Origin of the sequence: Paenibacillus humicola (assembly GCF_028826105.1) — a bacterium.
Classification (GTDB): Bacteria; Bacillota; Bacilli; order Paenibacillales; family Paenibacillaceae; genus Paenibacillus_Z; species Paenibacillus_Z humicola.
Genome location: NZ_JAQGPL010000001.1, coordinates 670,776 through 694,028, shown reverse-complemented (window position 1 = coordinate 694,028; position 23,253 = coordinate 670,776). Strand labels below are relative to the sequence as shown.

The following is a 23,253-nucleotide window of genomic DNA, read 5'->3' as shown; positions in this document are numbered from 1 at the left end:
CGTGTCCGGCCCTCGGACGAGCGGCCCCGAACGGGGGACCGCAGACGTGCGGTCGGCGGATGAGCAGCCGGTAAACGAGCGGCTTCAAAGCGGCTGGCAGACGGGCAGCCGGTAAAGGTGAAGCTTCAGAGCGGGCGGCAGTCGGGCGGCCACAAATGGATTTGCGCTAGCCGGAACGGATCCCTCGGCGCTGCCGGTTCCGGTTCCGCCAGCAGCGGAACAGATCCCTGCAAATTAAAAAACGGCTGTCCGGGAAGATGAATTCCCGTGCAGCCGATAACCGGTTTCGCCGTGCTTATTCCCATTCGATCGTTGCGGGCGGCTTCGACGTAATGTCATAGACGACCCGGTTGACGTTCTCGACCTCGTTGACGATCCGGACCGATATTTTCTCCAGCACGTCCCATGGGATGCGCGCCCAGTCGGCGGTCATGCCGTCGATCGACGTGACTGCGCGGATACCGACAGTGTACGAATAGGTACGGGCGTCGCCCATGACGCCGACGCTCTTCATATTCGGCAGCGCCGTGAAATACTGCCAAATTTCCCGGTCCAATCCGGCTTTGGCGATTTCGTCGCGAAGAATCGCATCGGAATCGCGGACGATCTTCAGCTTCTCCTCCGTTACTTCGCCTAGCACGCGGATCGCCAGGCCCGGACCCGGGAACGGCTGCCGCCACACGATTTCCTCCGGCAGGCCGCACTCTTCGCCGACCTTCCGCACCTCGTCCTTGAACAGCGCCTTCAGCGGCTCGACGAGCTTGAACTTGATATCCTTCGGCAGGCCGCCGACGTTATGGTGCGACTTGATCGTCTGCGCCGTCGCCGTGCCGCTTTCGACGATATCGGTGTACAGCGTTCCCTGCGCCAGAAACTCGAAGTCGTCGAACTTCGCGGATTCCTCCTGGAACACGTAGATGAACTCGTTGCCGATAATTTTGCGCTTTTGCTCCGGATCGTCGACGCCATTCAGCTTGCCGAGAAACCGCTCGCTGGCGTCGATTTTGACGACCTTCATATCGAACTTGCCGACGAACGTCTCCATAACGCTCTCCGCTTCGCCCTTGCGCAGCAGGCCGTGGTCGATGAACATGCACGTCAGCTGGTCGCCGATCGCCTTGTGGATCAGGATCGCGACGACCGAGGAATCGACGCCGCCGGAAAGCGCGCACAGCACCTTGCGGTCGCCGACCTGCTCGCGAATGTCGCGAATCGTATCTTCGATGAACGTCTCCATGCTCCAGCTGCCTTCGCAGCCGCAGACCTCGTAGAGGAAGTTCCGGATCATATCGTTGCCGTAAACGGAATGCCGCACCTCCGGATGGAACTGCACCGCATAAAATTTGCGCTCCTCGTGGCTCATCGCCGCGATCGGCGCGTGCTCCGTGCTGGCTTCGACGCGGAAGCCGGCCGGCAGCTCCACCACATGATCGCCGTGGCTCATCCAGACCGTCTGGCGGTGTTCAAGCCCCTGAATCAACCGGGAGCCGGCAATGAAATCGACGTCCGCCTTGCCGTATTCGCGCTTGCCCGCCCGCTCGACCTTGCCATGCAGCATATGCGACATCAGCTGCATACCGTAGCAAATGCCGAGAATCGGCAGACCGAGCTCGTAGACGGCCGGGTCGACCTTGGGCGCATTTTCCTCGTACACGCTTGCCGGGCCTCCCGAGAACACGATGCCTTTCGGCTGCAGCTCGCGGATCCGTTCCGCCGGCGTGTTGTACGGGAGCAGTTCGCTGTACACGCCCAGATCCCGAATGCGTCTGGCGATTAACTGGTTGTATTGTCCGCCGAAATCGAGGACAACGATCATTTCATTTGGCTTGTTCATTGCCGAGCCTCCCTCAAATCAATGTGATAATTATAGCGGTGCCGTATAAGCCAGTCAAGGCGAGTCCGGGAGGCCCGAAGCACACGAGAAGAAACGGCCGGCGCGGCCTTTTTGGCTGCGAAGACACTCGGGGAAAGCAAAGCGGGAAGTTTGATAAAAGACCGAAAAGGGCGGCCCGTTCAACATGATGCGGTATGGGAAAATGGAAGCGAAAGAAAACTTTTTTCCGCTCCTGTTCGTATTAAAAAGGGACGGAGTCCGATTTTGTGAAATGACGAGGTGGACCATGCGAATTCCGATTCTGTTTCTGATCGTTTACGGCCTGCTGACGCTTCATTTCGCCGACAAGGCCGCCGCGCAGTGGAAGGCGGGGCACGACCGGCCCGCCCGGACGTATGCACTGCTCGCCGCCGTCGGCACGGCAACCTTCGCGTACCGGACGTACGCCTCCTTCAAAACAAGAAACAACTACCTTTAAGACACGGCAGCGGATATGGATACGGATTTGATCGGGTATACGGTACGGAAAAAAGGGACAAGCAGCGCCGGAAGGCGCGGGGCTTGTCCCTTTTTTCGTTTTCGTCCGCGGCGGCGACGGGCTGCAAGGACGCCGTACAGGAAAGAGCCGGCCGAGCCCGCTCTGCACCCGCCGCGAACGGACGGATCATTACCAAAGCGCCGGCTTGGCGACCATAAACCACAGCATCAGGAGCAGCAGCGCCAGGTAGATCCAAACCGAGCGCCGCAGCCTGCGGAGCGCGTCTTCCCGGCTTTGATCCGGGGACGGGCTCGTCAGCACGAGCAGGTGCGGGGAAAATGCGCGGGCGAGAAACAGCAGCGAGGCAACCAGCACGATTACGGTCGCATCCAGCCACGGCGTCAGCCACGAATAGCCCCCGATGAGCGCAAGCAGCACGCCCGAGGCAACGAGCACGTGCCCGGCATGCTTGGCCATTCTCGCCGCGAAGCGGAACGAGCCGATATAGGCTTCCAGCTCGCGGCCTTCCGCGGTCCGCAGCCTGCCGAGCATCGGAATGAGCAGGAAAAACGGCCCGATCGACATGACGGCGCTAAGCACATGAAGGTAAAGAAGAAGCCGATACCCGATCAGCACGCGCGGTTAGTCCCGGGCAGGAGAAAATTCGTGCACCCAAACTTTCATGTGCGGCAGCCACGGCATGCCGGGATGAATGGACAGAATGGACTGCTTGTAGTCTTCCAGGCTGTCAAAGCCTTCCTGGCGGGCGTTCTCCTCTGTAAGTTCGCCGAGCGTCTGCACGTATACGCGGTCGACGACGAAGCGCTTGCCCTCGAGCTCCATAATTTCGCCGACGTCGGCGTATCTGCCGTTGCGGCGGGTCGCCGTCTTTTTCCCGGCGAGCACGCGCGCGACATCTTCGGGCATCGTGACCATCCTGTCGATCGAGCAGGTTTTCGGCGGCAGCGCGCCGTTTTCGATTTCATTTGTCATCTTCATCGTTCCCTTCCTCATGCTTCTAAAGGCAAAAGCTTTCTCTCTCACTTTAGCATAAGTCGAAGTGCGATTTCATCTTCGGGGAGGGAGAAAAAGGAAAACCCGCCAGGCGCACATTCGGCCGGGCGGGTGTGGATAAAAGGCAGCCGTCTGCAAGGGCAGAATCTTGGGGGCGGACGGCGGTCCGGGTGTGGCGCTCCGGCGAGGCAGCCAATGTGGGGCTGCCGCCGCCGGCGCTAACGGAGTGGCTGCTCCGGCATCGCGCTCGGACGAGGCAGCCTATGTCGGGCTGCCGCCGCCGGCGGCTAACGGCGCGGCCGCTCCGGCATGGCGCGCAGGGCGCGCAGCAGCGCGCCGATTTGCTCCGGCGCGGGCCGTTCCCGCCATTCGGCGCCGTACCGCGCGGCTTCGTCCCACCGGACGAAGTCGGCGAGCAGGCCCGCGGCCGGCGGCGGGAGGCGGAGCGACGCCGCGTATTCGCGCGGCGTCCGGTGCGGCGGCCGCTCGCCGCAGCGCCGGTACAGCTCGCGCCAGCAGCCGTCCGCGAGCGCGAGAAATTGCCCGCGGGCCGCCGTGCCCCGGCCCGCGCCGAGCGCGCTGCGGTACTTGCGCAGCGCGCCTGCGAACGCGAAGCGTTCGCGCCTGCGCCGCGCAGCCGCCGCAAGCACGGCGGCTGCCGCGGCGCCCGCGGCGGGCGCGGCCCAGGCCCACGGCCCGGCCGCGGCGCCGCGCGCCTCGCGCGCGTGGGCCTGCGCCCCGCGCGCGGCAGCCCCGGCGGCCCGCACCGCGGCCGCCTGCAGATCCGCCGCCGCGCGGCGGATCGCGCCTGCGGCGTCGGGCGCGGCGGCTTCGCCTGCACCCGCGCCGTACTGCGCACCGGCCGGGACGGCGGCCGGCGCAGCCGCATCGGCGGCGCCGGGTTCCCCTGCCGGCGCCGCAAAACCCGGCGTCGGCTCAAACGGCAGCCAGCCGGCGCCCGGGAAAAACACTTCCACCCACGCGTGCGCGTCGCTTGCACGCACGGTGTACGCATGCTCCGCCGGCTGCGAGCCTGCCGCTTCGGCGGCATCCCGCCCGCCCGCGGCGCCGACGGTTTCCCCGGGCGCAAAGCCCTTCACATAGCGCGCCGGAATGCCCTGCGTTCGCAGCAGGACGGCCATCGCCGAAGCGAAATGCACGCAGTATCCCTGCTTCTGATCGAACAGAAAATCGTCGACGAAGTCGGCACCGGCGGGAGGAACGGCCGTCTGCGTAAGGGTATAGGCGTAATGCGTGCGTAAATATGCTTCGACCGCCTTCACTTTGTCATAGCGGGTATCGCCCGCCTTCGCCATAATGTCTCTGGCCAGCGAACCGACCCGCGCGGGCAGCGATGCCGGCAGCTGCGTGTACGCGGCCGCCAGCCCGGCGGGATCTCCGCCGCTCGCCGCAGCGGCCTGCTGCAGCGCCTTGGGGTCGGCCGCAAGGGCCGCCGTCTCGACGGTATAGTCCGCCACGCGGTCCGAACCGTCAAGCGGGAACAAGGCCCCGGTCTCGGTGTCCGTCAAATAACCGTCCGCGCGCGAACCGCCGGCGGTTGTCAGCGACGTGACCCGCGCCTCCGGGCCTGCCGCGAACAGCGGCCAGCCGGGCGCCGGGGCGGCCGCCTTGACCGTCATGCGCTGCGGAGCTTCCGCTGTTCTGCTGGCGGCCTTCCCGCCTGCGCCTGCGCTTCCGTCGACTGCCGAGGCGCCGCCGGACGGGCCGCCCGCCTGCGGCACAATCGTCCGCGCCTCCAGCCGGTGCGCGGGCTGCTCCCAGCCCTTGCCGTCATAAAACGATTTGCTGTCGCCGCGAAGATATTCCTTCTCCGGCGACTGCACCGTAAAAAGCACGCTGTTGTCCGGCTTGATCGGCGCTCCCAGCGTCCGGTCGTCAAAGCCGTAGCCCGTCGTTCTCCCCGCCCCTCCGGACGGCACGTCAAGCGACGGCCAGCCGCCTGCGCCGATGCCGCCTGCCGCGACGGAAGCCGGCTGCTCCTTGCCCAGCTCCGCCTTGCCCCAGTCGATCGCCTGCGCCGCCCATGGCGCCGGCTCGCTCGAGAAGCCGCCGCCCCAGGCGGCGCCGATACCGACAACGGCCGCCAGCACGGCAATCCAGGCGGCTCCCGCCCACCAGCGGGCCGGCCAGCCGGCTATCGTCCGCGCCCCCCGCAAACCGAGCGTAAACGGAGCGCCGGCCAGCCGTTCCAGGCGCGGAACCGCCAGCAGGCCGGCGAGCGTCAGCCCTTCCGCGCAGGTGCGGAGCAGGCCGGGCAGCACATCGATGCCGAGAAAACCGTATAGCAGCATCAGATAAACCGCCGTCAAGGCGGTCAGCCCGAGCCCCCATTGCCGCAGCCATACGAGCGATTGCACGGCGGCCGCCATCATGGAGAGCCCGACCAGCAGCAGCAGTGTGCGCGACTCGCCGCTTAGTTGAAAGTCGCCGTGCGCCGCCCGCTCGGCGTCGCCGCGCAGCGCTTCCGCCAAATGCGCAATCGCCGCCGTGAAGGAACCGGATTCCCCGCCAAACAGATACAAGACGGCGGCGGCACTGATGACAAAACTGAGCGGAAGCGTTACCCGCGTCGGCGGCATGAACAATCCGACCGCCAGAAACAGGCCGACGGCGGCGATCAGCGGTCCGATCCGGTACAGCTCCGTGTAAGCCGCCAGCTGCCGCAGCGGAAGGAGCCACTCCGTCATCAGCCCGAACAGCAGGAGCGACGTGACGAGCCGTCTGCCGAAGCCCGCAAAAAACAGCGTGCCGTCGCCCCCCCGTTCCCAGGCGCCCGGCTTTCCTGCGCTAGCTTGCCGTAACTCCAGCATAACCGCCGCCTCCTTCGAAAATTTCCGGTTCCCTTCGGTAGCTTTCGGGAACGGGCAGGACGGTTACCGTGCAGCCTGTCCCTTTGACAAACCGGTTCCAGTGCGCGGCCGCTGCCGCCTCGTCACCGGCATTGCAGGATATGCGCAAATCCAGGCGAACGCCGCGCAGCGCGGCGATTTTCAGCGCCCGAACGAACGGTCCGTCCGTCGACCCCACGCCCGGAGACCCAGCCGCCGCGTCGCGATCCACTGCCGCTCCGGCGTCCGCCGCCGAAGCCCCGCCACCCGCTTTCGCTCCCGCTTCCAACGCGCCGCGATTCTCCGCCATTCCTGCACTCGCCGCCGAAGCCCCGACGCCCGCTTTTGCTCCCGCTTCCGGCGCGTCGTGGTTCTCTGCCATTCCTCCTCTCGCCGCCGAAGCCCCGCTGCCCGCTTTCGCTCTCGCTTCCAGCGACCCGCGGTTCACCTGCGGTACGGCGTTCCCCGTTCCGCCATGCCCCGGCGCACCCGCTTTCCCGCCGCCCTCCGGCGGTAAACCCGCCGTCAGGCAGACGATGACGCTCCCTCTCGGCAGCGCCAGCGACGCCTCCGCGATCGCGTCCGCAAGCGGCGCCTCTTTCTCCGCATGCAGACGCGCCAGCGTGTCGACCGCCTGCCCATACGCCGCTTGGTCGCCCGCCCCGACGTACCGCTTCGGCAGGCCCGGAGCGCCCAGCAGGAGCGATACGCCGCGTCCGCTTGCGGCCGCAGCCTGAAGGGCCCCGGCCGCGCTGCCGGCGGATGCGTCGAACAGCCGCCGGTCGCCGCCGTACGAGCCGGCCGAAACGTCCAGCAGCACCGCCTCCTCGGCGGGAGGCTCCCGGTCGTCGAGGCGCGTCTGCAGCCCGGCTCCGCGCGCCATGGCCCGCCAGTCGACCCGCCGCAGCGGATCGCCGGGTGCATATATCCGCGAATCGGGGCCGGCCCCCGGTCTGGAGGTCGCCGAAGCCGCCCCTATCGCCGGAGCCCCGGCCGCGCCTCTCGGCGGCCCGTGCACGGATGTGCGCTGGCCGCCGGGGACAAGCGACCGTTCCATCCCGCCCGGCATGCCGGGCAAGGGCGGACTCGGCCTGACCAGCATGCGGCTTTCGCACGGCACCACGAAGGACCGGACGGTCAGGCCGAGCGGATCGCCTGCCGCGACCTGGACCGGCCGGATGGCAATTTCGCCCCGATGCAGGCCGGAAACGCCATATTCAATCGTAAGCTCCCTGGCGAACCCGGGCAAACCGAGCGAGCGGAAAACAAGCGTCCTCCCGCTCTCGCCATCCGGATAAGCCAGCTCGTCGCGCACGGCCAGCCACAGCAGCGGAAGCGGCCTGCTCATCCGCAGCGTCAGCTTTACCCGCAGGCTCCCGCCGTCTACGGCCGTTCCGCCGTCCGGCGTCACGAACCGTTCGGCCGAAATTCGCCCTACGCTTAAATAGGGCACGACCCAGCACCAGACCGAAACGGCCGACAGGACGCCGAAAAACAGCCGCTCCGCCGCCCCGCCCCGCGCCTGCAGCGCCATGGCGCTCAGCCCCAGCAGTCCGAGCAGCAGCAGCCTGGCCGCAAAGCGGCCTTTTACCTCCCGCGTGCTGCCGGTCAGCTCCATTCTGCCCGATTCCCGGTTCGTTCGCGCCTGATCCTGTTTGCGCACCGCCGGCGGGTCCGCGAATGCGAGTTCGCCCGTTCTCGCGCGAAGCCCCGTTTTTTCTTGTCCGGCTGCACGGTTTCCCGGAACCGGCTCCCATCCGGCGCGCACAGCCGCTCCCGCTTCCCCGCTTTTCGCGTTCATCGGCGGCTCCCGCCTTCCGCGGCCGGCACCGGCACCGCGGCAAGAATGCGCCGCAGCGCGTCCTTGGGACGGACGCCGTCCGCCGCCGCTTCGTCCCGCACGATGAGCCTGTGCGCAAGCACCGGCTCGCAGACCGCCTTCAAATCGTCGGGCACGACGAACCGCCTTCCGGCTAAATACGCGGCAGCCTGCGCCGCCCGAGCCCAGTCCCGCACCGCCCGCGGGCTGGCGCCGAGCGACAGCTCGTCTGCGGCGCGCGTCGCCCGGACGACCCGCACGGCATAGACAAGCAGCGTCTGATGCACATGGATGCGCTGCGCGTCCCGCTGCATCCGCATCCATTCCTCGGGGACGACGACCGGCCGCAGCTGCTCCGGCTGCGGCCGGCCGGGACCGCCGGCGAGCATGCGGATCTCGTCGTCCTCCGACGGATAACCGACGGACAGCCGCATCATAAACCGGTCCAGCTGCGCTTCGGGCAGCGGGTACGTACCGCCGTCCCGCAGCGGATTTTGCGTAGCCAGCAGCATAAACGGCTGCGGCAGACGGATCGTTTCGCCGTCGGCCGTGATGCACCGCTCCTCCATCGCTTCCAGCAGCGCCGACTGCGTCCGTGGCGGCGTCCGGTTGATTTCGTCGGCCAGCACCACGTTCGCCATCAGCGGCCCCTGCCGGAATACGAGCTCTTCCCGCCGTCCGTCCCAGACAAGCCCGCCGACCACATCGGCCGGCAGCATGTCCGACGTAAATTGGATCCGCTTGAACTCGCCGCCCATCACGCGGGCGATCGCCCGCACGAGCAGCGTTTTGCCGACGCCCGGCACATCCTCCAGAAGCACGTGGCCGCCGGCCAGCAGTGCCGCGAATACTTGTCCGATAAGTTCCGTTTTGCCCAGCAGCACGCTGCCGACCTGCGCCATCATCGCCTTGAGCAGCCGTTCGGCCGCCTCCGGCCACAGATCCGGCTCTAAGCCGGTCTCCCTGTCCGACGGCCTGTCCATCCGTACCGGTTCATTCATCATAAGTCTCGCACGTCCTTTCGAAATCCGAAACGATCTTCGAATCTATCAACCAGTTTCGCCATTTCGGGGGGTGTTTACACCTTTTTCATAGAACGGGAAGCGAGATTTATGAGGGGACCGTTTTCAACGATTCATTTGGAAGCGGCATCCTTAAATAGTCCAACAGAGATGGAGGGGGCGGCGGTGTCTGTTTTCCAGAGAGCGGCGCCAGGATCCGTGCCCGTTTCGCGGCCGATGCGCTGCATTTGCTTCTTTCGCATTGTGGGAGCCATTACCGGCACCTGACCGCCTTGCTGCCTCGCAAAGCGCGAGCTTGATCGGTGCCGGGCTGAATATTAGGAGCGAAAAACGAACACGGGGCCGTTCCAGCGCTCATCTCGGAGGGTCGTTTCGTCAAAAGAATCCGGACCTGCATACGCCGCAATCACATGCTTTCAGAACTGATACGCGGGCAGGTTGCCGGATGTTTGCCTGACCTCCCACGTTCCTGGAAACTTGTCGAAAATGGAGAATGCTACTTTTTTGCCTACGCCTTTACGCCGGAACTTTCGCATAATGAAAAAATCGGATATCGAGTTTGTTTTTTCCGCCTTGCTCCATTTCATATAGGTTTGGGGAATGTCGAGACTGACCAGCGCGAAGCCCGCGATCTCCCCGTCCGCCCGGACGAGGAAAGGCCGCCGGTATTCATCCGTCCACTGATGGTCGAAATATTTGTACAAGCAGAGGCCGTGGCGGTTTAAGATGTGGCCGTCAAATTCGCTGCTGTCGTATCGGTACAGTTGAATCAACGGGTATAGCGAAACAATCCCGGGACCGCCGGGAAAAACGAAGAGCCGTTCCCGGCCACATCGGGAACAGCTCCACAAAATCGTTTGCCAAACGAGCGGCTCCACCCGCCCGGATATCTTGCCAACCGGTCCAGCCGCTTGCCGTCCGGAGCCGTCCGCAATTTCACTTCTTTTCCGGCGCCGCCGCGCGCTTTCCTTTTCCGTTTTCCAGTTCCCGGACCGTCTCCAGCACGTTCTCGACATGTCCCTTCACGCGCAAATTGCGCCATTCCCGCACGAGCTTTCCCTTCTCGTCAACCAGAAAGGTCGAGCGGACGAGCCCCATGTATTCGCGGCCGTACAGCTTTTTCAGCTGCCAGACGCCGTACAGCTCGCTGACGCGGTGCTCCGTATCCGCCAGCAGCTCGAAGGGCAGCTCGTATTTCGCGGCGAAGCGGACGTGCGTTTCGGCCGGGTCGTTGCTGATGCCGAGCACGACGGTGTTCAGCCTGCCGAATTCGGCGTACGCATCGCGGAAATCGCACGATTCCTGCGTGCATGCCGGCGTCAAATCTTTCGGATAGAAGAACAGGACCACCCGCCGTCCGGCAAAATCGCTTAAAGAAACGTTCCGCCCATCCGCCGCCGGCAGCGTGAAATCGGGCGCCTTTTTGCCGACGAACGCTTTCGGTTTGATTGCAGCCATCCTTATTTCAGCCCTTTCTATCGTTAAAATTTAATGTCATTCCTTGTTCCGCCCGCTTATGAGCCTGCGCCGCGGTACCGCTTGACACCATGGTTCCAGACCGCAAGTCCGATCGACAGGACGACGATGCCGACAACCGGCGTAAGGAGGGCCAGCGTCTGCAGATGATCCTCCTGCCGGTTCAGGAAATAGGAGGCCGGGATCACGCCGACGAAAGCGAACGGCAGCAGCCACGTCAGCAGGAAACGGATCGTTTTGTTATATATGTTGACCGGGTAGCGCCCGTAATTCTGAAGGTTGTACATCAGCGGCAAAATGCCCGTCGGCGCGTCCGAGTAAAACGAAATCGCGGTCAGCGCGGTATACAGGCCCATATAAATGAGCGTCGCGCCGGCAATAAAAATAACGAGCATCAGAGCGTCGAGCGCTTCGAACGGCAGTCCGAGCTTCGCCCAGCTGATCGCCATGATGACCGCCCCGACCGCCGAGCCGAATAGGGACGGCGGATCGAGATTTTCCAGCAGCACCTGGAACAGGTTGTAGGCGGGACGGGTCAAAATCCGGTCCATTTCCCCCTTCACGATATACCGCTCGCTGAAATTCCAGACGCCGAAGAAGGCGCTGAAAATCCCGTAGGGCACCATGAAGAAGCCGTAAACGAAAATCACCTCGGCCTCCGACCACCCGCCGAGCGAGGGCGTCTGCCGGAACACGATCAGGATGAAAATCAGGTTGATCGCCTGATACATCAGATCCGACAGCACCTCGATCCAGAAATCGGCACGGTACGTGAGGCGCGTTTTCGCGTAATTTTTCATGTAGTCGAGGCATAAGGTCAGGTAGAACATGCTTTCGTCACCCTCCCTGCACGAACAGCCGGAACCGGGCCTGCCGCCAGACGAGCAGGATCGGCACGAGCAGCAGCGCGAACCAGACGATCTGCACGGCGAGCACCTGGAGCGCCGCGCTTCCCGCCGTCCGGCCGGTGAATACCGACGTCGGCAAATACGTGATCGCCTGGAACGGCAGCCATTCCATCGCCTTCGCCAGCCAGCCCGGGAAGAACGAAATCGGCACGACAACGCCCGAGAACAGGTCGACAAGCACGCGCTTCATGCGCAGCATGCCTTCGTTGTTTTCGACGAAAAAGGCGAACAGGCCGGTCAGGATGTTGATCTGCGTGTTTATCAGAAAGCTGAGCATCAGCATGACGAAATACAGCGCCCAGACGGCGGGATCCTGCGGCAGCCGGACGGGAAACAGCAGGCAGACGATAACCAGCCCCGGGATCATGAACAGCAGCAGCCGGAACAGGCCCTCGCCGAATCCCTGCATCGTCTTGACGAGCAGGTACGAGTACGGGCGGATAAACTGGACCGCTACGCTGCCGTCGCGGATTTCGCCCGCGATTTCCCGGTCCAGATTATTGAAATAAAAGGCGCGCGCCATCCACGAGACGGCGACGTAGGTCGTCATCTGCAGCAGCGTGAAGCCGCCGAGCTGGTTTTGCGCGCCGTAGATCGCCTGCCACAAGAAATAATAAGCGCCGATATTGATTGCATAGATGACGATGCCGCTGTAATAATTGACGCGGTAGGCGAGCATCATCAGGAAACGGATGCGGATGAGATCGAGATAGGCGCTAGCCATTTCGCACCGGCTCCTTTTCGCGCTCCGCCGGCTGCCCGGCGGCGCCGCCGTCCCGCTTTGTCTCGGCCCGGCCCGCCGTTTCCGGCGAAGCTGCCTTGGCGGCATCCGCATTATCCGCGGCGGTTTGCGCGGACGGCGTCTGCGGGTTCGCCTCCGGCACAGCTTCACCGCGCTGCCGGTCGCCCGGCTCGCCCCGTGCCGCCGATAAATGTGCCGGGTACCGCGCGATAAGTTCGTCCGGCGGGCCGGATGCGAGCTTCCCGCCCGCTGCGCGCGACGCCGAGCCGGACGAATAAATTTCCCGGACGATTTCGTCCGTATTCGTCTCGACGATTTGAATGTCCCGGATATCGGCTGCGCCCCCGACGACACGCGCCAGCGCTTCGGAGACGTTCACCGAATGCGGCAGCCACATCGCGGCCGTCAAATCGCCGCCGATCGTCCAGGCGACGCCGCCCAGATCCGACGTCCGCTCCCGCAGCGCGGCGGGATCCGGCTCCGATCCGAACTGGAACCGGATTTCGCGCCCTTTGCTCCAGCGCGACTTCAGCTCCTCCAGGCTGCCGTCGTAAATAATGCGGCCGTCGTCGAGCATAATAACTCGCGAGCACAGCGCTTCGATATCCTGCAAGTCGTGCGTCGTCAGCAGGATGGTCGTCCCCTGCTCGCGGTTCACTTTTTTCAGAAACTCGCGGATCTCCGTCTTGACGACGATGTCGAGCCCAATCGTCGGCTCGTCCAGAAACAGGATGGACGGATCGTGCAGCAGCGACGCCACCAGCTCGCAGCGCATCCGCTGGCCGAGACTCAGCTTGCGCACCGGCCGGTTCAACAGCTCGCCGAGCTGCAGCCGCTCGACAAGCTCGTCCAGCCTGCTGCGGAAATCGGCTTCCGGCACCCGGTACACCTTGCGCAGCAGCCGGAACGACTCGATGACGCCGATATCCCACCACAGCTGGCTGCGCTGGCCGAACACGACGCCGATTCCGCGCACGAATTTTTCGCGTTCCTTGAACGGCACGAAGCCGTTTACGTTCATATAGCCCGAGGTCGGCACCAGAATGCCGGTCAGCATTTTGATCGTGGTCGATTTGCCGGCGCCGTTCTCCCCGATATAGCCGCATATTTCGCCCTGAGGGATTTGAAACGTAATGTCCTTCACCGCGGTGACCGAGCTGTATTCGCGCCGGAACAAGTCCTTTAACGCGCCTCCCAGTCCTTCGCGGTTTTTTTGCACTTTAAACTCTTTGCGTAGATCCTGGACGTCAATGGCGAGCATAAAATCTGCTGTTCTCCTCTCACTCGACATTTCCTGGGAAATATCTGCTTCATTCGAATCTATTATATAAAACTTGCGCCGGTATGACGTTACATTTTATAATTTTATGATATGTGCTGCTTTTTTATTTTTGAAATCGTGAAAAACTGTCGAATGCCGCGATCTTATCTATACTAACATTTTTAAAGCCGCTTACAAACAGGAGGAACGACATGTCTCGGACTGAAGATAGGATGAAGAAGCCGAAAAAACCGTGGAAATGGGTGATGCTCGGCGTCTCGGCCGTGCTGCTGTGCATCGTCGGATATTTTGTGTATCAGGCGGTCGGCGTGTATAACGGACTGAACAACCTGAGCGATCCGGGGAAATCTACGCAAATTCCGATCAAATCCTTTCCGGAGGATACGCAGAAAAATCTGCAGCCTACCGAATGGACGGGCAAGGAGCGAGTCAACATCCTGCTCATGGGCGGCGACAACCGCGGCCTGAAGGAAAACGAATCGGCCCGCTCGGACTCGATGCTTGTCGTTTCGTTCGATCCGGTGACGAAGGAGGCCCACCTGTTCTCCGTCCTCCGGGACACATACATCCCGATTGAAGGGCACGGCGAAGGAAGGATCAATACGGCGATGGCGCTCGGCGGGCCGAATTTGGCGATGAAAACGATCGGCGACCTGCTCGGACTGAACATCCAGTATTATGTGTATACGGATTTTGAAGGATTCAAATCGCTGATCGACGCGATCGGCGGCATCGATTTCGATGTCGAGAAAGATATGAATTATGTCGATAATGCCGATAAGAACCGTTACGACATCCATTTGAAAAAAGGGATGCAGCATCTCGACGGCACGCATGCGCTCATGTACGTCCGTTTCCGCCACGACGCCATGAGCGATTTCACCCGGACCGAGCGGCAGCGCAACTTCCTGTCGGCGGTCGCCGACAAGCTGAAGTCCGGCTGGAATCTCGTGCGGGCGAAGCAGATATTGGACAGCATTTCGCCGTATATCAAGACGAACATTGAAGTATCGGATATGCTGAAGCTGGCGCAGCTCGGCGTCGAAAGCCATCTGGCCGGAACGGCCCAAATGCCGCCGATGGATCTGCTCGGCTCCAAGAACGCCGACGGCGCTTCGGTGCTGACGGTGAGGGATCCGGAAGAGCTGAAGCAGTACGTGCAGCAGCAGCTGGCGCTTGACCAGACGCAGAAGACGCCGGCCGGGGGAAGCGGCAGCGCGGCGGGAACGGACGGCACCGGCGGTTCTAATTCCGCAAGCGGGACGGCCGACCGCAGCGGGACCGGCGGCAGCGGGTCGGGCAGCGATGTGAGCAGCAGCTCAAGCAGCGCCGACAGCGGATCGGAGCGATAATCGCGCAGCAGCCTCAGGCTGACGTAACGCTGAGACGCCGATAAGTGATTGCACAAAGAGAGGGCGCACGGGAACGGGCGGCAATGCCGCTTCCCCGGCGCCCTCTTTATTTTGCGTTCGAAGCCTTGCCGTTACAGCTCGATGCTCAGGCTTTCGGCCGACTGCCGGATGTAGGCCGCCGCCTGCCTGTACTGCTCCTGCGTGGACAAGTGCTCGATAATAAGCGGCGTATCCGCGTCCAGCTTGGCGAGCTCCGTCAAATACGTCCGGTAGTCCAGCGCGCCGGTTCCGGGCACAACCTCGTCGAGATGAACCGTCAGCTTGCCGGAAAGCCGGATGTCTTTGGCGTGGCAGTTTTTGATATACGGCCCGAGCTTCGCGAAAAAGTCCTTGATCATCTCGCCGTTGCGGTAATATGTCCGCGGGCTGCTCACCATGTTGACCGGATCGAGATGAACCGCAAAGCCCGGCCGGTCGATCGCTTTCAGCAGCGCCAGATAGGTATCGGCCGAATCCGGGTACACCCACGGCATCGTCTCCAGCGAGAAAAACGTCCGCTTCGGCTTCACCGCGTCGATAATCTCCCGCGTCGTCTCGACGATCAGATCGAACGTCTCGCCGCTGAAATTGTCCGGGTGCGGGCCGTCCCACTGCTCGCCGCGCGAGCCGGCGATGTTGACGCAGCATCTTGCGCCGATCCGCTCCGCGAGCGCGAGCTGGCGTTTGCAGTAGTCGACCGCCTTGTTCCGCACCTCCGGGTCGGCGCTGAGCGGATTGCTCCATGCTCCGACCTCCGATATGAGGATGCCCCTCGCCTCCGCCGCTTTTACATAAGCGTCCGCCAGCGCCTCGCCGGCATCGGCGTTCACCGGACAGACGGCGGCGCGGAATCCTTCCTTCTGCAGCGCGTCCGCCCACGTTTCCGGCTCTTTGTTTTCCACAAATACATAGCCGCCCAATCTCATCGCCGTCTTCCCCTCTCAATGGAATGATAGATTTGATATCCTCCAGCCGTCTCGCGGATTTCCGCTTTGTCTCTCTGCTTGTTTCGTTAAAACGCATACACTACTGCCGGCGTCTGCAGACAGCTCTTCCAACTCGTCCGGAATCGCCCCGTTATGGTATAGTAAATGGGTTGGTTCATATCAAGCTTAGCCGTCCGCATCCGAATGCGGCTTATGTCTTAGAAGGAGGCTGCATGTCCATGTCCAATCTCCGTCCTCGCTCGGAGCAGCTGTACGCCGAAGCGCTGCAGCATATCGTCGGCGGCGTCAACAGTCCGTCCCGCTCGTTCAAGGCGGTCGGCGGCGGCGCGCCGGTGTTCATGAAACGCGCCCGGGGGGCGTATTTCTGGGATGTCGACGACAACCGCTACATCGATTATTTGTGCGCCTACGGTCCGATTATCGCCGGCCACGCACACCCGCACATTACGGCGGCGATCGCGCGCGCGGCCGAGAACGGCACGCTGTACGGCACGCCGACCGAGCTCGAAATCGAGCTGGCGCGCAAGCTGAAGTCGGCGATCCCGTCGCTCGGCAAGGTCCGTTTCGTCAACTCCGGCACCGAAGCCGTCATGACGACGATCCGCGTAGCCCGGGCGTATACGAAGCGCAATAAAATCGTCAAATTCGCCGGCTGCTACCACGGCCATTCCGACCTCGTGCTTGTCGCCGCCGGCTCCGGCCCGTCAACGCTCGGCATTCCCGACAGCGCCGGCATTCCCGTAAGCATCGCCAGCGAAGTGATTACGGTTCCGTTCAACGACCTGGACGGGCTGCGCCAGGCGCTGGAGCGCTGGGGAGACGATGTCGCGGCGGTGATGGTCGAGCCGATCGTCGGCAATTTCGGCATGGTCATGCCGGAGCCCGGTTTTCTCGAAGGGCTGTGCCGCATGACCCGCGATGCCGGCGCGCTTGTCATTTACGACGAGGTCATCAGCGGCTTTCGCTTCCATTACGGCTGCGCGCAGACGTTCGGCGCATTCCCCGATCCGGCGGCAATCGAGCCCGATTTGACCGCACTCGGCAAAATTATCGGCGGCGGGCTCCCGATCGGCGCCTATGGCGGCCGCAACGAGATTATGGAACAGGTGGCGCCGCTCGGTCCCGCTTATCAGGCCGGCACAATGGCCGGCAACCCGGCTTCCATCTCCGCAGGCATCGCCTGCCTTGAGGTGCTGGAGGAGCCCGGCGTCTACGAGCGGATGGACACGTTTGCCGCAGCGTTGGCGGATGCGCTGCAGCGGTCAGCAAGCAAGCACGGCGTGCCGCTGACGGTCAACCGGATCCGCGGCTCGTTCTCCACCCATTTCTGCTCGCACCCGGTTACGAATTACGACCAGGCGCAGGATACGGACGGCGAACGGTTCGCCCGTTTCTTCCGGCTCATGCTGGAGCAGGGCGTCTGTCTCGCCCCGTCCAAATACGAGGCCTGGTTTCTGACGGCCGCGCATACCGGTGGCGATATCGCCGCGACGGCGGAAGCGGCTGAACATGCGTTTAGAACGATGTCCGAAACGCGCTGAAGCTTGAACGCTTACGTGATGATACGTGGATAAACTTTCGAAATCATCGCAGGTTTTTCACTTGGATTTCCCGTGTATAACGGTTTATGCCGTTTATTGTAAACGACCAAAGATGAAGATCATCCTCCGAATTGGCCGCCTGTCTACAGGCGGTTTTTTTTGGAACTCAATCCACAATCGACAAGAACAGTCTATACTTGCTGCTATGAAAAGCCTACAATAAACGGGAATCTTTATCCCGTTAAACCCGAAATTTGGAAGGAATGATGCGTGATGCTCGATAATCAGGATCCGATCAGCTGGATTAACAAACTGGCCATTACCGAAACGGTATCCAAATTTGCCTGGTTTGCCGACAACCGGGAATGGGAAGCGCTTGAGCAGCTGTTCACGGAAGAAGTGAAGATCGATTACACGTCCCTGACGGGAGGCGAACCGGCGACCATCCCGGCAAACGCGCTCATGAACAGCTGGAAGCAAGGCTTAACGCCGTTAAAAGCGACGCAGCACTTCCTATCCAATCCGATCGTCGATCTCGATAGCGAGTCCCAGGCGACGTGCCGTGCGTACTTCCAGGCCCGGCACGAATATCCGAATCCCTTCGGGGAAAGCCAATGGACGCTGGGAGGAACCTATACCTTCCGCTTTGCGAGCGTAAACGGACAGTGGAAAATTTCCGGGCTGGTCATGACGGCCGTTTGGGCAAGCGGCAATCAAAATATTATGAACCTGGCCGTGCAGCAGCAGCAATAAAGCGAAGCCGCCGGCTTCCGCCGCTGTTCTTCCCGTACAAAAGGCATGCTTCCCGCACCCGTTCCAAGCTTACGGTGCATGAAGCATGCCTTTCTTCCGCCGGATTAACCTGCCGCGTCCGCTTTTTTCAGCTCGCCGAGAAACTGGTCGTGTATTCGCCCGTTGGACGCGACGACATTGCGGATGCCGAGGTCGTACGGGTTCCCGAGCGTATCGGTGACCGTTCCGCCCGATTCCTTCACAAGCAGCGCGCCCGCGGCCAGGTCCCACGCGTTCAGTCCGAATTCCCAAAAGCCGCTTAAGCGACCGGCAGCCACATACGCCATATGTAGCGCAGCCGAGCCGCTGGAGCGGATATTGCGCACCTGTGGAACAAGCGCCTGCAGCCCTTTCAGGTTCATCGGCCGCGCGAAGGCCTCATCCGGCGGAAAACCGGTGGCGATCAAGCTGTCGCGAAGGGTGTCCTCCTGCGAGACGCTCATCCGGCGTCCGTGAACGTACGCGCCTTTGCCCTTCTCGGCCACGAACAGCTCATCCCGCATCGGATCGTAGACGACGCCGACCATGACCTCGCCTTTGTGCGCAAGCGCGATCGAGACGGAGAAAAACGGGAAGCCGTGGACGAAATTCGTCGTGCCGTCGACCGGGTCGACGATCCACAAATATTCCGCGCCGCGGACGCCCTGCAGCGCCTTCGCCGACGCCTCCGGCCCCGGCTCGACCCCTTCCTCGCCAAGAAACGAATGATCGGGAAAATGCGTCATGATCAGGTTGCGGATCATCTTCTCGGATCCTTTATCAACCTCGGTCACAAGATCCTGAGCGGAATATTTTTGCGACAGGCTTGTATAATTCCCGAGCTTGGTTTTGATCCATTCGCCCGCTTTCGCCGCGCAGTTGATTGCGACGGCGGTGAAGCTTTTGCCTCCGATTGCCGGCTGTTCACTCACGGTCTATCACGCTACTTTCTATGAGTTCGTTATCGCTTTTACTACAATACGCCGCCTGTCCGGCAAAGTTTCGCCCGTTTATTGCCAGCCGCGGCGTCAAAGCTGCGTCCAGCCTTCGACGATGAGCTGGACCGCCAGCAGCACCAGCGTGATGCGGAGCAGCCACAGCAGCCCGTTCCCCGACAGCCTCGACGCGATGTAGGCGCCGATTTTGCCGCCTGCCCAAGCGCCCGGCACGAGCGCGGCGACGACGTACCAGTCGGTTTCGCCCAGCCAGACGTGCACGCCGCTCCCGAGAATCGACGACAGAAAAATGACGAACATCGACGTCGCCGCCGCCACATGCGGAGGGAACCGGAACAGGAGCACCATGGCGGGCACGAACAGCGAGCCGCCGCCGATGCCGAACAGGCCGGAGATCAGACCGACACCGAGACCGACCAGCAGCAGAGAAACGATGCCGTAGCTGTATTCGTACGACCGGCCTTCCACGTCCGTGAACGTCCGCTCGATCGGCCAGCTTCGCGTGACCGGCTTCATATAATCGCGGGCGACGAGCAGCCCGGCCATCAGCAGCATGAAGCAGCCGAATACAAGCTGAAAGGTGCCGTTCTTCAGCTGGTTCGTCAGCGCCGACCCGACCATGGCCGCAGGCCCGCTCGTAATGAACAGCAGCCACCCGCTGCGGAAATCGACCCGTTTCTTCTTCGCGTAGGTCATCGTCGACGCAAGCGCTGTCACGATCAGCACCACCAGCGAGGTGCCTACCGCGGTCGCATGCCCGATCGGCGCTCCCGTCAGCTGCGGGCCGAGCAGCACGAGCGTCGGCACGATAATGATGCCCCCGCCGAGGCCGACGATGCTTCCGAAAACCGCGGAAACAAGCCCCAGCAGCACCAGTAACCCGATTTCAATCATAGGCGTCCGCCTCTCTTCCTTATTCGACGCCGGCGCGGAATATTCACAATAGTACTATTTTACCCTATTTGATCCTTTTTCCGCCACCAGAACCGGTCATCTTGGATGTAATCGTGCGAAAAAGCGAAGCCGATGCCTGGTATCTCCCGTTCATTCGAAGGTCTGCCGCTTGTTATGGTACGCCAGATACCACTCCACGAACCTCGGAATCCCTTCCTCGATCGGGGTCTTCGGCGCATAGCCGATCTCGCGGACGAGCGGCCCGACGTCGGCAAACGTCTCCGGCACGTCGCCCGGCTGCATCGGCAGCAAATCGAGCACGGCGCGCCGTTTCAGCGCCCGTTCGATCGCGGCGATGCAGTCGAGCAGGCCGACCGGCCGGGAGCCGCCGATGTTGTAAATCCGGTACGGCGCACCGCTCGTCGACGGATCCGGCCGGCTGCCGTTCCAAGCCGGATCCGGCTTGGGCGGACGCGGAATGAGCTGCACGATCCCCTCGATAATATCGTCCACGTACGTAAAATCTCTTTTCATCCGCCCCTCGTTATAAACGGCGATCGGCTCCCCGGCGAGAATCGCCTTCGTGAACTTGTACACCGCCATATCCGGCCGCCCCCACGGCCCGTATACGGTGAAGAAGCGCAGCCCCGTCGCGGGAATGCCGTACAGGTGGCTGTAGGCGTGCGCCATCAGCTCGCCCGCTTTTTTCGTTGCGGCGTACAGGCTGATCGGGTGATCTGCGGGATCCGAAGCGGAGAAGGGCATCGCCGTATTGCTGCCGTAAACCGAGCTCGATGACGCGAACAGCAGATGGCGCGTTCCATAGCTGCGGCAGGCTTCAAGCACGTTCAGAAAGCCGGTCACGTTCGCATCGACATACGCCTGCGGATTGACGAGGCTGTACCGGATGCCCGGCTGCGCGGCGAGATGCAGCACAGCGTCGGGACGGTGCCCGCCGGCAAAGCAGCGCTCGACAGCCTCCCGCTCCTCCAAAGCCGCCTGCACGAAGGCGAAGCCCGGCTGCCGGCGAAGCTGCGCAAGCCGCGCCCGCTTCAGGTCCGGGTCGTAGTAGTCGTTGAGGCTATCGAGCCCGATCACCCGCCCGCCCTCCGCCAGCCACCGCCTTGCGGCGTGGAAGCCGATAAATCCCGCGCAGCCGGTTACAAGCAGTGTCTCCGTCTTCATGTACGTCCCTCATTTCCCCTGCAGGTTCACGGCTTCGGCGGAGCGCATTCCGGCCGCGTAGCGCGCAAAAGGCTGCCGTCACCGAAAGCGGAAACGGCAGCCTGCATCGCTGATCGAAGCAGTTGATCGATTATAAGCGCGGCACGGAGGTTAAACCCCGACAATATGGTAGCCGTTGTCGACGTAAATCACTTCGCCCGTTATGCCGCGGGACAGCCCGCTCATGAGGAACATGGCGGTATCGCCAACCTCCGCCGCATCGGTCGTCCGGCGCAGCGGCGACTTCTCCTCGACCTGGCGCAGGATGGCGTTGAAGTCCTTGATTCCCTTCGCCGCCAGCGTCCGGATCGGACCGGCGGAAATCGCATTGACGCGGATATTGAACGGGCCCAGATCGGCCGCGAGGTAGCGGACCGACGCCTCGAGCGCCGCCTTGGCCACGCCCATTACGTTGTAGTTGCGCAGCGCGCGCTCGGCGCCGAGGTACGTCATCGTCATGATGCTGCCGCCTTCGGTCATGAGCGGATAAACGCGCTGGGCGACCGCCGTCAGCGAATACGAGCTGATATCGTGCGCAAGCGCAAATCCCGCGCGCGACGTGCTGACGTACATTCCCTCAAGCTCCTCCGTCTTGGCGAACGCAATGCTGTGCACCAGGCCGTGCAGCACGCCGAAATGCTCCTTCAGGTGCGTGACGAGCGTGTCGATTTCTTCGTCCACCGTTACGTTGCACGGCAGCACGACGGAGTCGGGTAACGTGTCCGCCAGCTTGCGCACGCGCTCCTCGACGCGCTCGCTTTCGTACGTAAACGCCAGCCGGGCGCCCTGGGCCGCCAGCGCCTGCGCGATCGCCCAAGCGATGCTGCGGTCGTTGGCCACGCCCATAACCAACATATTTTTGCCCTCTAACAATCCGTTCATCTTCACAAGTTCCCCCTCTCCCGATTCGGGAAGATTCATTAGGTTAACCGATGGCATGAAAATAAACCCGGACCCGCGCGAAAATGGGATCAGCGCACCTCGATGGTTCCGCCGTCGACGACGCGAATGCCTTCCCCCGCCGCTTCCAGCGCCCGCATGTCGTCCATCAGCTTAAACAGCGCTTCGTCCTTCAGCTTCGCCTCGAGCATGCAGTCGAGCGCCGGAACGGATCCGGCCGTCTCGCGCAGGAAGCGGACGAGCGGCCCAGTCTCGACATAGTCCGCATGGCCGCGCGGGTCGCCCGCGCTCTTCGGGCTCGACGCGTGCAGCTTCGGCGGTAGCGGGGCTTGTCCGGCCGCCGAATCCTCGGCCGCATCCGCAAGCGCTGCCATAACCGCCGCCGGGCGGGCATCCTGTCCAACGCTAACCTTATTCGCTGTCCCGGCGCCGGTTTCCTGCCCGGCTTGCGGACGAATCCGGCGCAATTCGGCTTCGCGCTCCCAGGTGCGCACGATGCGCGGCCACAAATCGCCGAGCAGCGACGCCTCCGTCTCTCCGCCGCCGTTCACCGCATGATGGTGAATGTCCAGCACCATCGGCGTTTGGGCCGCTTCGGCCGCTTCCAGCGTTTCGCGGGCGGTGAACGTTTTGTCGTCGTTCTCGAGCGTGATGCGGCTGCGGAACTGGTCCGGCAGCCCGCCGAGCTGGCGGACGAACCTCTCGCCCGCAGCGGCCTTGTCGCCATAGGCGCCGCCGATATGGATGTTGCATTTCGCCCGCTCGTCCAGCCCCATGGCCTCCAGCATGCGGACATGATATTCCATATCCCTCTTCGAGCTCACCAGCACCTCCGGCCGCGGCGTGCTGAAGACGCAGAAATGGTCGGGATGAAACGACACCCGCATCCCCTTCTCCTTCACGAACGCGCCGATGTCGGCGAACGGTTCCGACAGCGCCGGCCATGGCGACCAGTCCCGCAGCTCCTCATGCGTGAGAAGCGGAATCAGCTTGGAGGAGAAACGATACACGCCGATGCCGTGCGCCGCGCAGTGACGAAGCAGCCGCAGCGTATTGTGCAAATTTTCCCCGGCGATCCGCTCCAGCCGGCGCAGCCCCGCTTCGCGGTCGGCCAGGCCGGAGAAGCTTTTGAAGGTCATCGTTTTGGACGGCGATGCGTTCGTCAGCTGCATGCTCATCGCCACGAAGCCGAAACGGACGATCAT

At 62.7% G+C, this 23,253-nt stretch carries 20 protein-coding genes and 1 pseudogene; 4 read left to right on the top strand and 17 right to left on the bottom strand.

Annotated elements, in window-relative coordinates; translation table 11 throughout:
* Positions 1-295 precede the first annotated feature (295 nt).
* The gene (gene guaA, locus PD282_RS03280; protein ID WP_274648961.1) at positions 296-1,834 is read right to left on the bottom strand and encodes a glutamine-hydrolyzing GMP synthase; all 1,539 of its coding nucleotides are present in this window, start codon (positions 1,832-1,834) and stop codon (positions 296-298) included.
* Positions 1,835-2,120: 286 nt separating this feature from the next.
* On the opposite strand from guaA, the gene PD282_RS03275 reads away from it, so the two are divergent.
* Positions 2,121-2,312, top strand: coding sequence for a hypothetical protein (locus PD282_RS03275; protein ID WP_274648960.1), 192 nt, complete (start codon positions 2,121-2,123; stop codon positions 2,310-2,312).
* 189 nt (positions 2,313-2,501) lie between these two features.
* Here the strand turns inward: PD282_RS03275 and PD282_RS03270 are convergent, their stop codons facing one another.
* The 10 genes and pseudogenes from PD282_RS03270 to PD282_RS03225 all read right to left on the bottom strand — a co-directional run.
* On the bottom strand, positions 2,502-2,942 hold the full coding sequence (locus PD282_RS03270) for a hypothetical protein (RefSeq protein ID WP_274654992.1): 441 nt from the start codon (positions 2,940-2,942) through the stop codon (positions 2,502-2,504).
* Positions 2,943-2,954: 12 nt separating this feature from the next.
* Positions 2,955-3,305: an ASCH domain-containing protein gene (locus PD282_RS03265; protein ID WP_274654990.1), complete on the bottom strand. Its 351-nt coding sequence runs from the start codon at positions 3,303-3,305 to the stop codon at positions 2,955-2,957.
* A gap of 308 nt (positions 3,306-3,613) precedes the next feature.
* The gene (locus PD282_RS03260) at positions 3,614-6,157 is read right to left on the bottom strand and encodes a DUF4129 domain-containing transglutaminase family protein (RefSeq protein ID WP_274648959.1); all 2,544 of its coding nucleotides are present in this window, start codon (positions 6,155-6,157) and stop codon (positions 3,614-3,616) included.
* Positions 6,135-7,976 carry a DUF58 domain-containing protein gene (locus PD282_RS03255; protein ID WP_274648958.1) on the bottom strand — a complete coding sequence of 614 codons (1,842 nt, stop codon included), beginning with the start codon at positions 7,974-7,976 and terminating at the stop codon, positions 6,135-6,137. Before PD282_RS03255 ends, PD282_RS03260 begins: the two co-directional genes overlap by 23 nt.
* On the bottom strand, positions 7,973-8,998 hold the full coding sequence (locus PD282_RS03250) for an AAA family ATPase (protein ID WP_338045153.1): 1,026 nt from the start codon (positions 8,996-8,998) through the stop codon (positions 7,973-7,975). Before PD282_RS03250 ends, PD282_RS03255 begins: the two co-directional genes overlap by 4 nt.
* Before the next feature lie 434 nt (positions 8,999-9,432).
* Entirely contained in the window at positions 9,433-10,032 is a 600-nt protein-coding gene (locus PD282_RS03245; RefSeq protein ID WP_274648957.1) for a GNAT family N-acetyltransferase, read from the bottom strand.
* Positions 9,953-10,474 (bottom strand): thioredoxin-dependent thiol peroxidase, encoded by a 522-nt coding sequence (bcp, locus tag PD282_RS03240; RefSeq protein WP_274648956.1) that lies wholly within the window; start codon positions 10,472-10,474, stop codon positions 9,953-9,955. Before bcp ends, PD282_RS03245 begins: the two co-directional genes overlap by 80 nt.
* A 56-nt stretch (positions 10,475-10,530) precedes the next feature.
* The gene (locus PD282_RS03235; protein ID WP_274648955.1) at positions 10,531-11,322 is read right to left on the bottom strand and encodes an ABC transporter permease; all 792 of its coding nucleotides are present in this window, start codon (positions 11,320-11,322) and stop codon (positions 10,531-10,533) included.
* A 7-nt stretch (positions 11,323-11,329) separates the two neighbouring features.
* Positions 11,330-12,124: an ABC transporter permease gene (locus tag PD282_RS03230; RefSeq protein ID WP_274648954.1), complete on the bottom strand. Its 795-nt coding sequence runs from the start codon at positions 12,122-12,124 to the stop codon at positions 11,330-11,332.
* Between the two features lie 271 nt (positions 12,125-12,395).
* Positions 12,396-13,403, bottom strand: a pseudogene (locus PD282_RS03225) (ABC transporter ATP-binding protein); the annotation flags it as partial.
* Between the two features lie 212 nt (positions 13,404-13,615).
* On the opposite strand from PD282_RS03225, the gene PD282_RS03220 reads away from it, so the two are divergent.
* Positions 13,616-14,776, top strand: a complete 1,161-nt coding sequence (locus tag PD282_RS03220; RefSeq protein ID WP_274648953.1) for an LCP family protein — start codon at positions 13,616-13,618, stop codon at positions 14,774-14,776.
* A 131-nt stretch (positions 14,777-14,907) separates the two neighbouring features.
* Here the strand turns inward: PD282_RS03220 and PD282_RS03215 are convergent, their stop codons facing one another.
* A complete protein-coding gene (locus PD282_RS03215) occupies positions 14,908-15,741 on the bottom strand; it encodes a sugar phosphate isomerase/epimerase family protein (RefSeq protein ID WP_274648952.1) in 834 nt (277 codons plus the stop codon).
* Between the two features lie 239 nt (positions 15,742-15,980).
* Between PD282_RS03215 and PD282_RS03210 the strand changes: the two genes are divergently transcribed.
* A complete protein-coding gene (locus PD282_RS03210; protein ID WP_274648951.1) occupies positions 15,981-17,303 on the top strand; it encodes a glutamate-1-semialdehyde 2,1-aminomutase in 1,323 nt (440 codons plus the stop codon).
* Positions 17,304-17,576: 273 nt separating this feature from the next.
* Positions 17,577-18,056: a nuclear transport factor 2 family protein gene (locus PD282_RS03205; protein WP_274648950.1), complete on the top strand. Its 480-nt coding sequence runs from the start codon at positions 17,577-17,579 to the stop codon at positions 18,054-18,056.
* A gap of 104 nt (positions 18,057-18,160) precedes the next feature.
* Here the strand turns inward: PD282_RS03205 and PD282_RS03200 are convergent, their stop codons facing one another.
* From PD282_RS03200 to uvsE, 5 genes are all read right to left on the bottom strand, one after another.
* Positions 18,161-19,006, bottom strand: a complete 846-nt coding sequence (locus PD282_RS03200) for an inositol monophosphatase family protein (protein WP_274648949.1) — start codon at positions 19,004-19,006, stop codon at positions 18,161-18,163.
* Positions 19,007-19,102: 96 nt separating this feature from the next.
* Entirely contained in the window at positions 19,103-19,924 is an 822-nt protein-coding gene (locus tag PD282_RS03195) for a sulfite exporter TauE/SafE family protein (protein ID WP_274648948.1), read from the bottom strand.
* 150 nt (positions 19,925-20,074) lie between these two features.
* Entirely contained in the window at positions 20,075-21,109 is a 1,035-nt protein-coding gene (locus PD282_RS03190) for an NAD-dependent epimerase (protein WP_274648947.1), read from the bottom strand.
* A gap of 150 nt (positions 21,110-21,259) precedes the next feature.
* Complete coding sequence (gene fabI / locus PD282_RS03185) at positions 21,260-22,030, bottom strand: enoyl-ACP reductase FabI (protein ID WP_274648946.1); 771 nt, start codon at positions 22,028-22,030, stop codon at positions 21,260-21,262.
* 89 nt (positions 22,031-22,119) lie between these two features.
* Positions 22,120-23,253, bottom strand: a complete 1,134-nt coding sequence (gene uvsE / locus PD282_RS03180; RefSeq protein ID WP_274648945.1) for a UV DNA damage repair endonuclease UvsE — start codon at positions 23,251-23,253, stop codon at positions 22,120-22,122.

Coding starts and splice junctions, on each gene's coding strand:
- PD282_RS03220 (WP_274648953.1), top strand. CDS start 13,616: ATGTCTCGGACTGAAGATAGGATGAAGAAGCCGAAAAAACCGTGGAAA.
- guaA (WP_274648961.1), bottom strand. CDS start 1,834: ATGAACAAGCCAAATGAAATGATCGTTGTCCTCGATTTCGGCGGACAA.
- fabI (WP_274648946.1), bottom strand. CDS start 22,030: ATGAACGGATTGTTAGAGGGCAAAAATATGTTGGTTATGGGCGTGGCC.
- PD282_RS03195 (WP_274648948.1), bottom strand. CDS start 19,924: ATGATTGAAATCGGGTTACTGGTGCTGCTGGGGCTTGTTTCCGCGGTT.
- PD282_RS03255 (WP_274648958.1), bottom strand. CDS start 7,976: ATGAACGCGAAAAGCGGGGAAGCGGGAGCGGCTGTGCGCGCCGGATGG.
- PD282_RS03260 (WP_274648959.1), bottom strand. CDS start 6,157: ATGCTGGAGTTACGGCAAGCTAGCGCAGGAAAGCCGGGCGCCTGGGAA.
- uvsE (WP_274648945.1), bottom strand. CDS start 23,253: ATGATCGTCCGTTTCGGCTTCGTGGCGATGAGCATGCAGCTGACGAAC.
- PD282_RS03245 (WP_274648957.1), bottom strand. CDS start 10,032: ATGTCGAGAACGTGCTGGAGACGGTCCGGGAACTGGAAAACGGAAAAG.
- PD282_RS03230 (WP_274648954.1), bottom strand. CDS start 12,124: ATGGCTAGCGCCTATCTCGATCTCATCCGCATCCGTTTCCTGATGATG.
- PD282_RS03235 (WP_274648955.1), bottom strand. CDS start 11,322: ATGTTCTACCTGACCTTATGCCTCGACTACATGAAAAATTACGCGAAA.
- PD282_RS03190 (WP_274648947.1), bottom strand. CDS start 21,109: ATGAAGACGGAGACACTGCTTGTAACCGGCTGCGCGGGATTTATCGGC.
- PD282_RS03215 (WP_274648952.1), bottom strand. CDS start 15,741: ATGAGATTGGGCGGCTATGTATTTGTGGAAAACAAAGAGCCGGAAACG.
- bcp (WP_274648956.1), bottom strand. CDS start 10,474: ATGGCTGCAATCAAACCGAAAGCGTTCGTCGGCAAAAAGGCGCCCGAT.
- PD282_RS03275 (WP_274648960.1), top strand. CDS start 2,121: ATGCGAATTCCGATTCTGTTTCTGATCGTTTACGGCCTGCTGACGCTT.
- PD282_RS03250 (WP_338045153.1), bottom strand. CDS start 8,998: ATGATGAATGAACCGGTACGGATGGACAGGCCGTCGGACAGGGAGACC.
- PD282_RS03205 (WP_274648950.1), top strand. CDS start 17,577: ATGCTCGATAATCAGGATCCGATCAGCTGGATTAACAAACTGGCCATT.
- PD282_RS03210 (WP_274648951.1), top strand. CDS start 15,981: ATGTCCAATCTCCGTCCTCGCTCGGAGCAGCTGTACGCCGAAGCGCTG.
- PD282_RS03265 (WP_274654990.1), bottom strand. CDS start 3,305: ATGACAAATGAAATCGAAAACGGCGCGCTGCCGCCGAAAACCTGCTCG.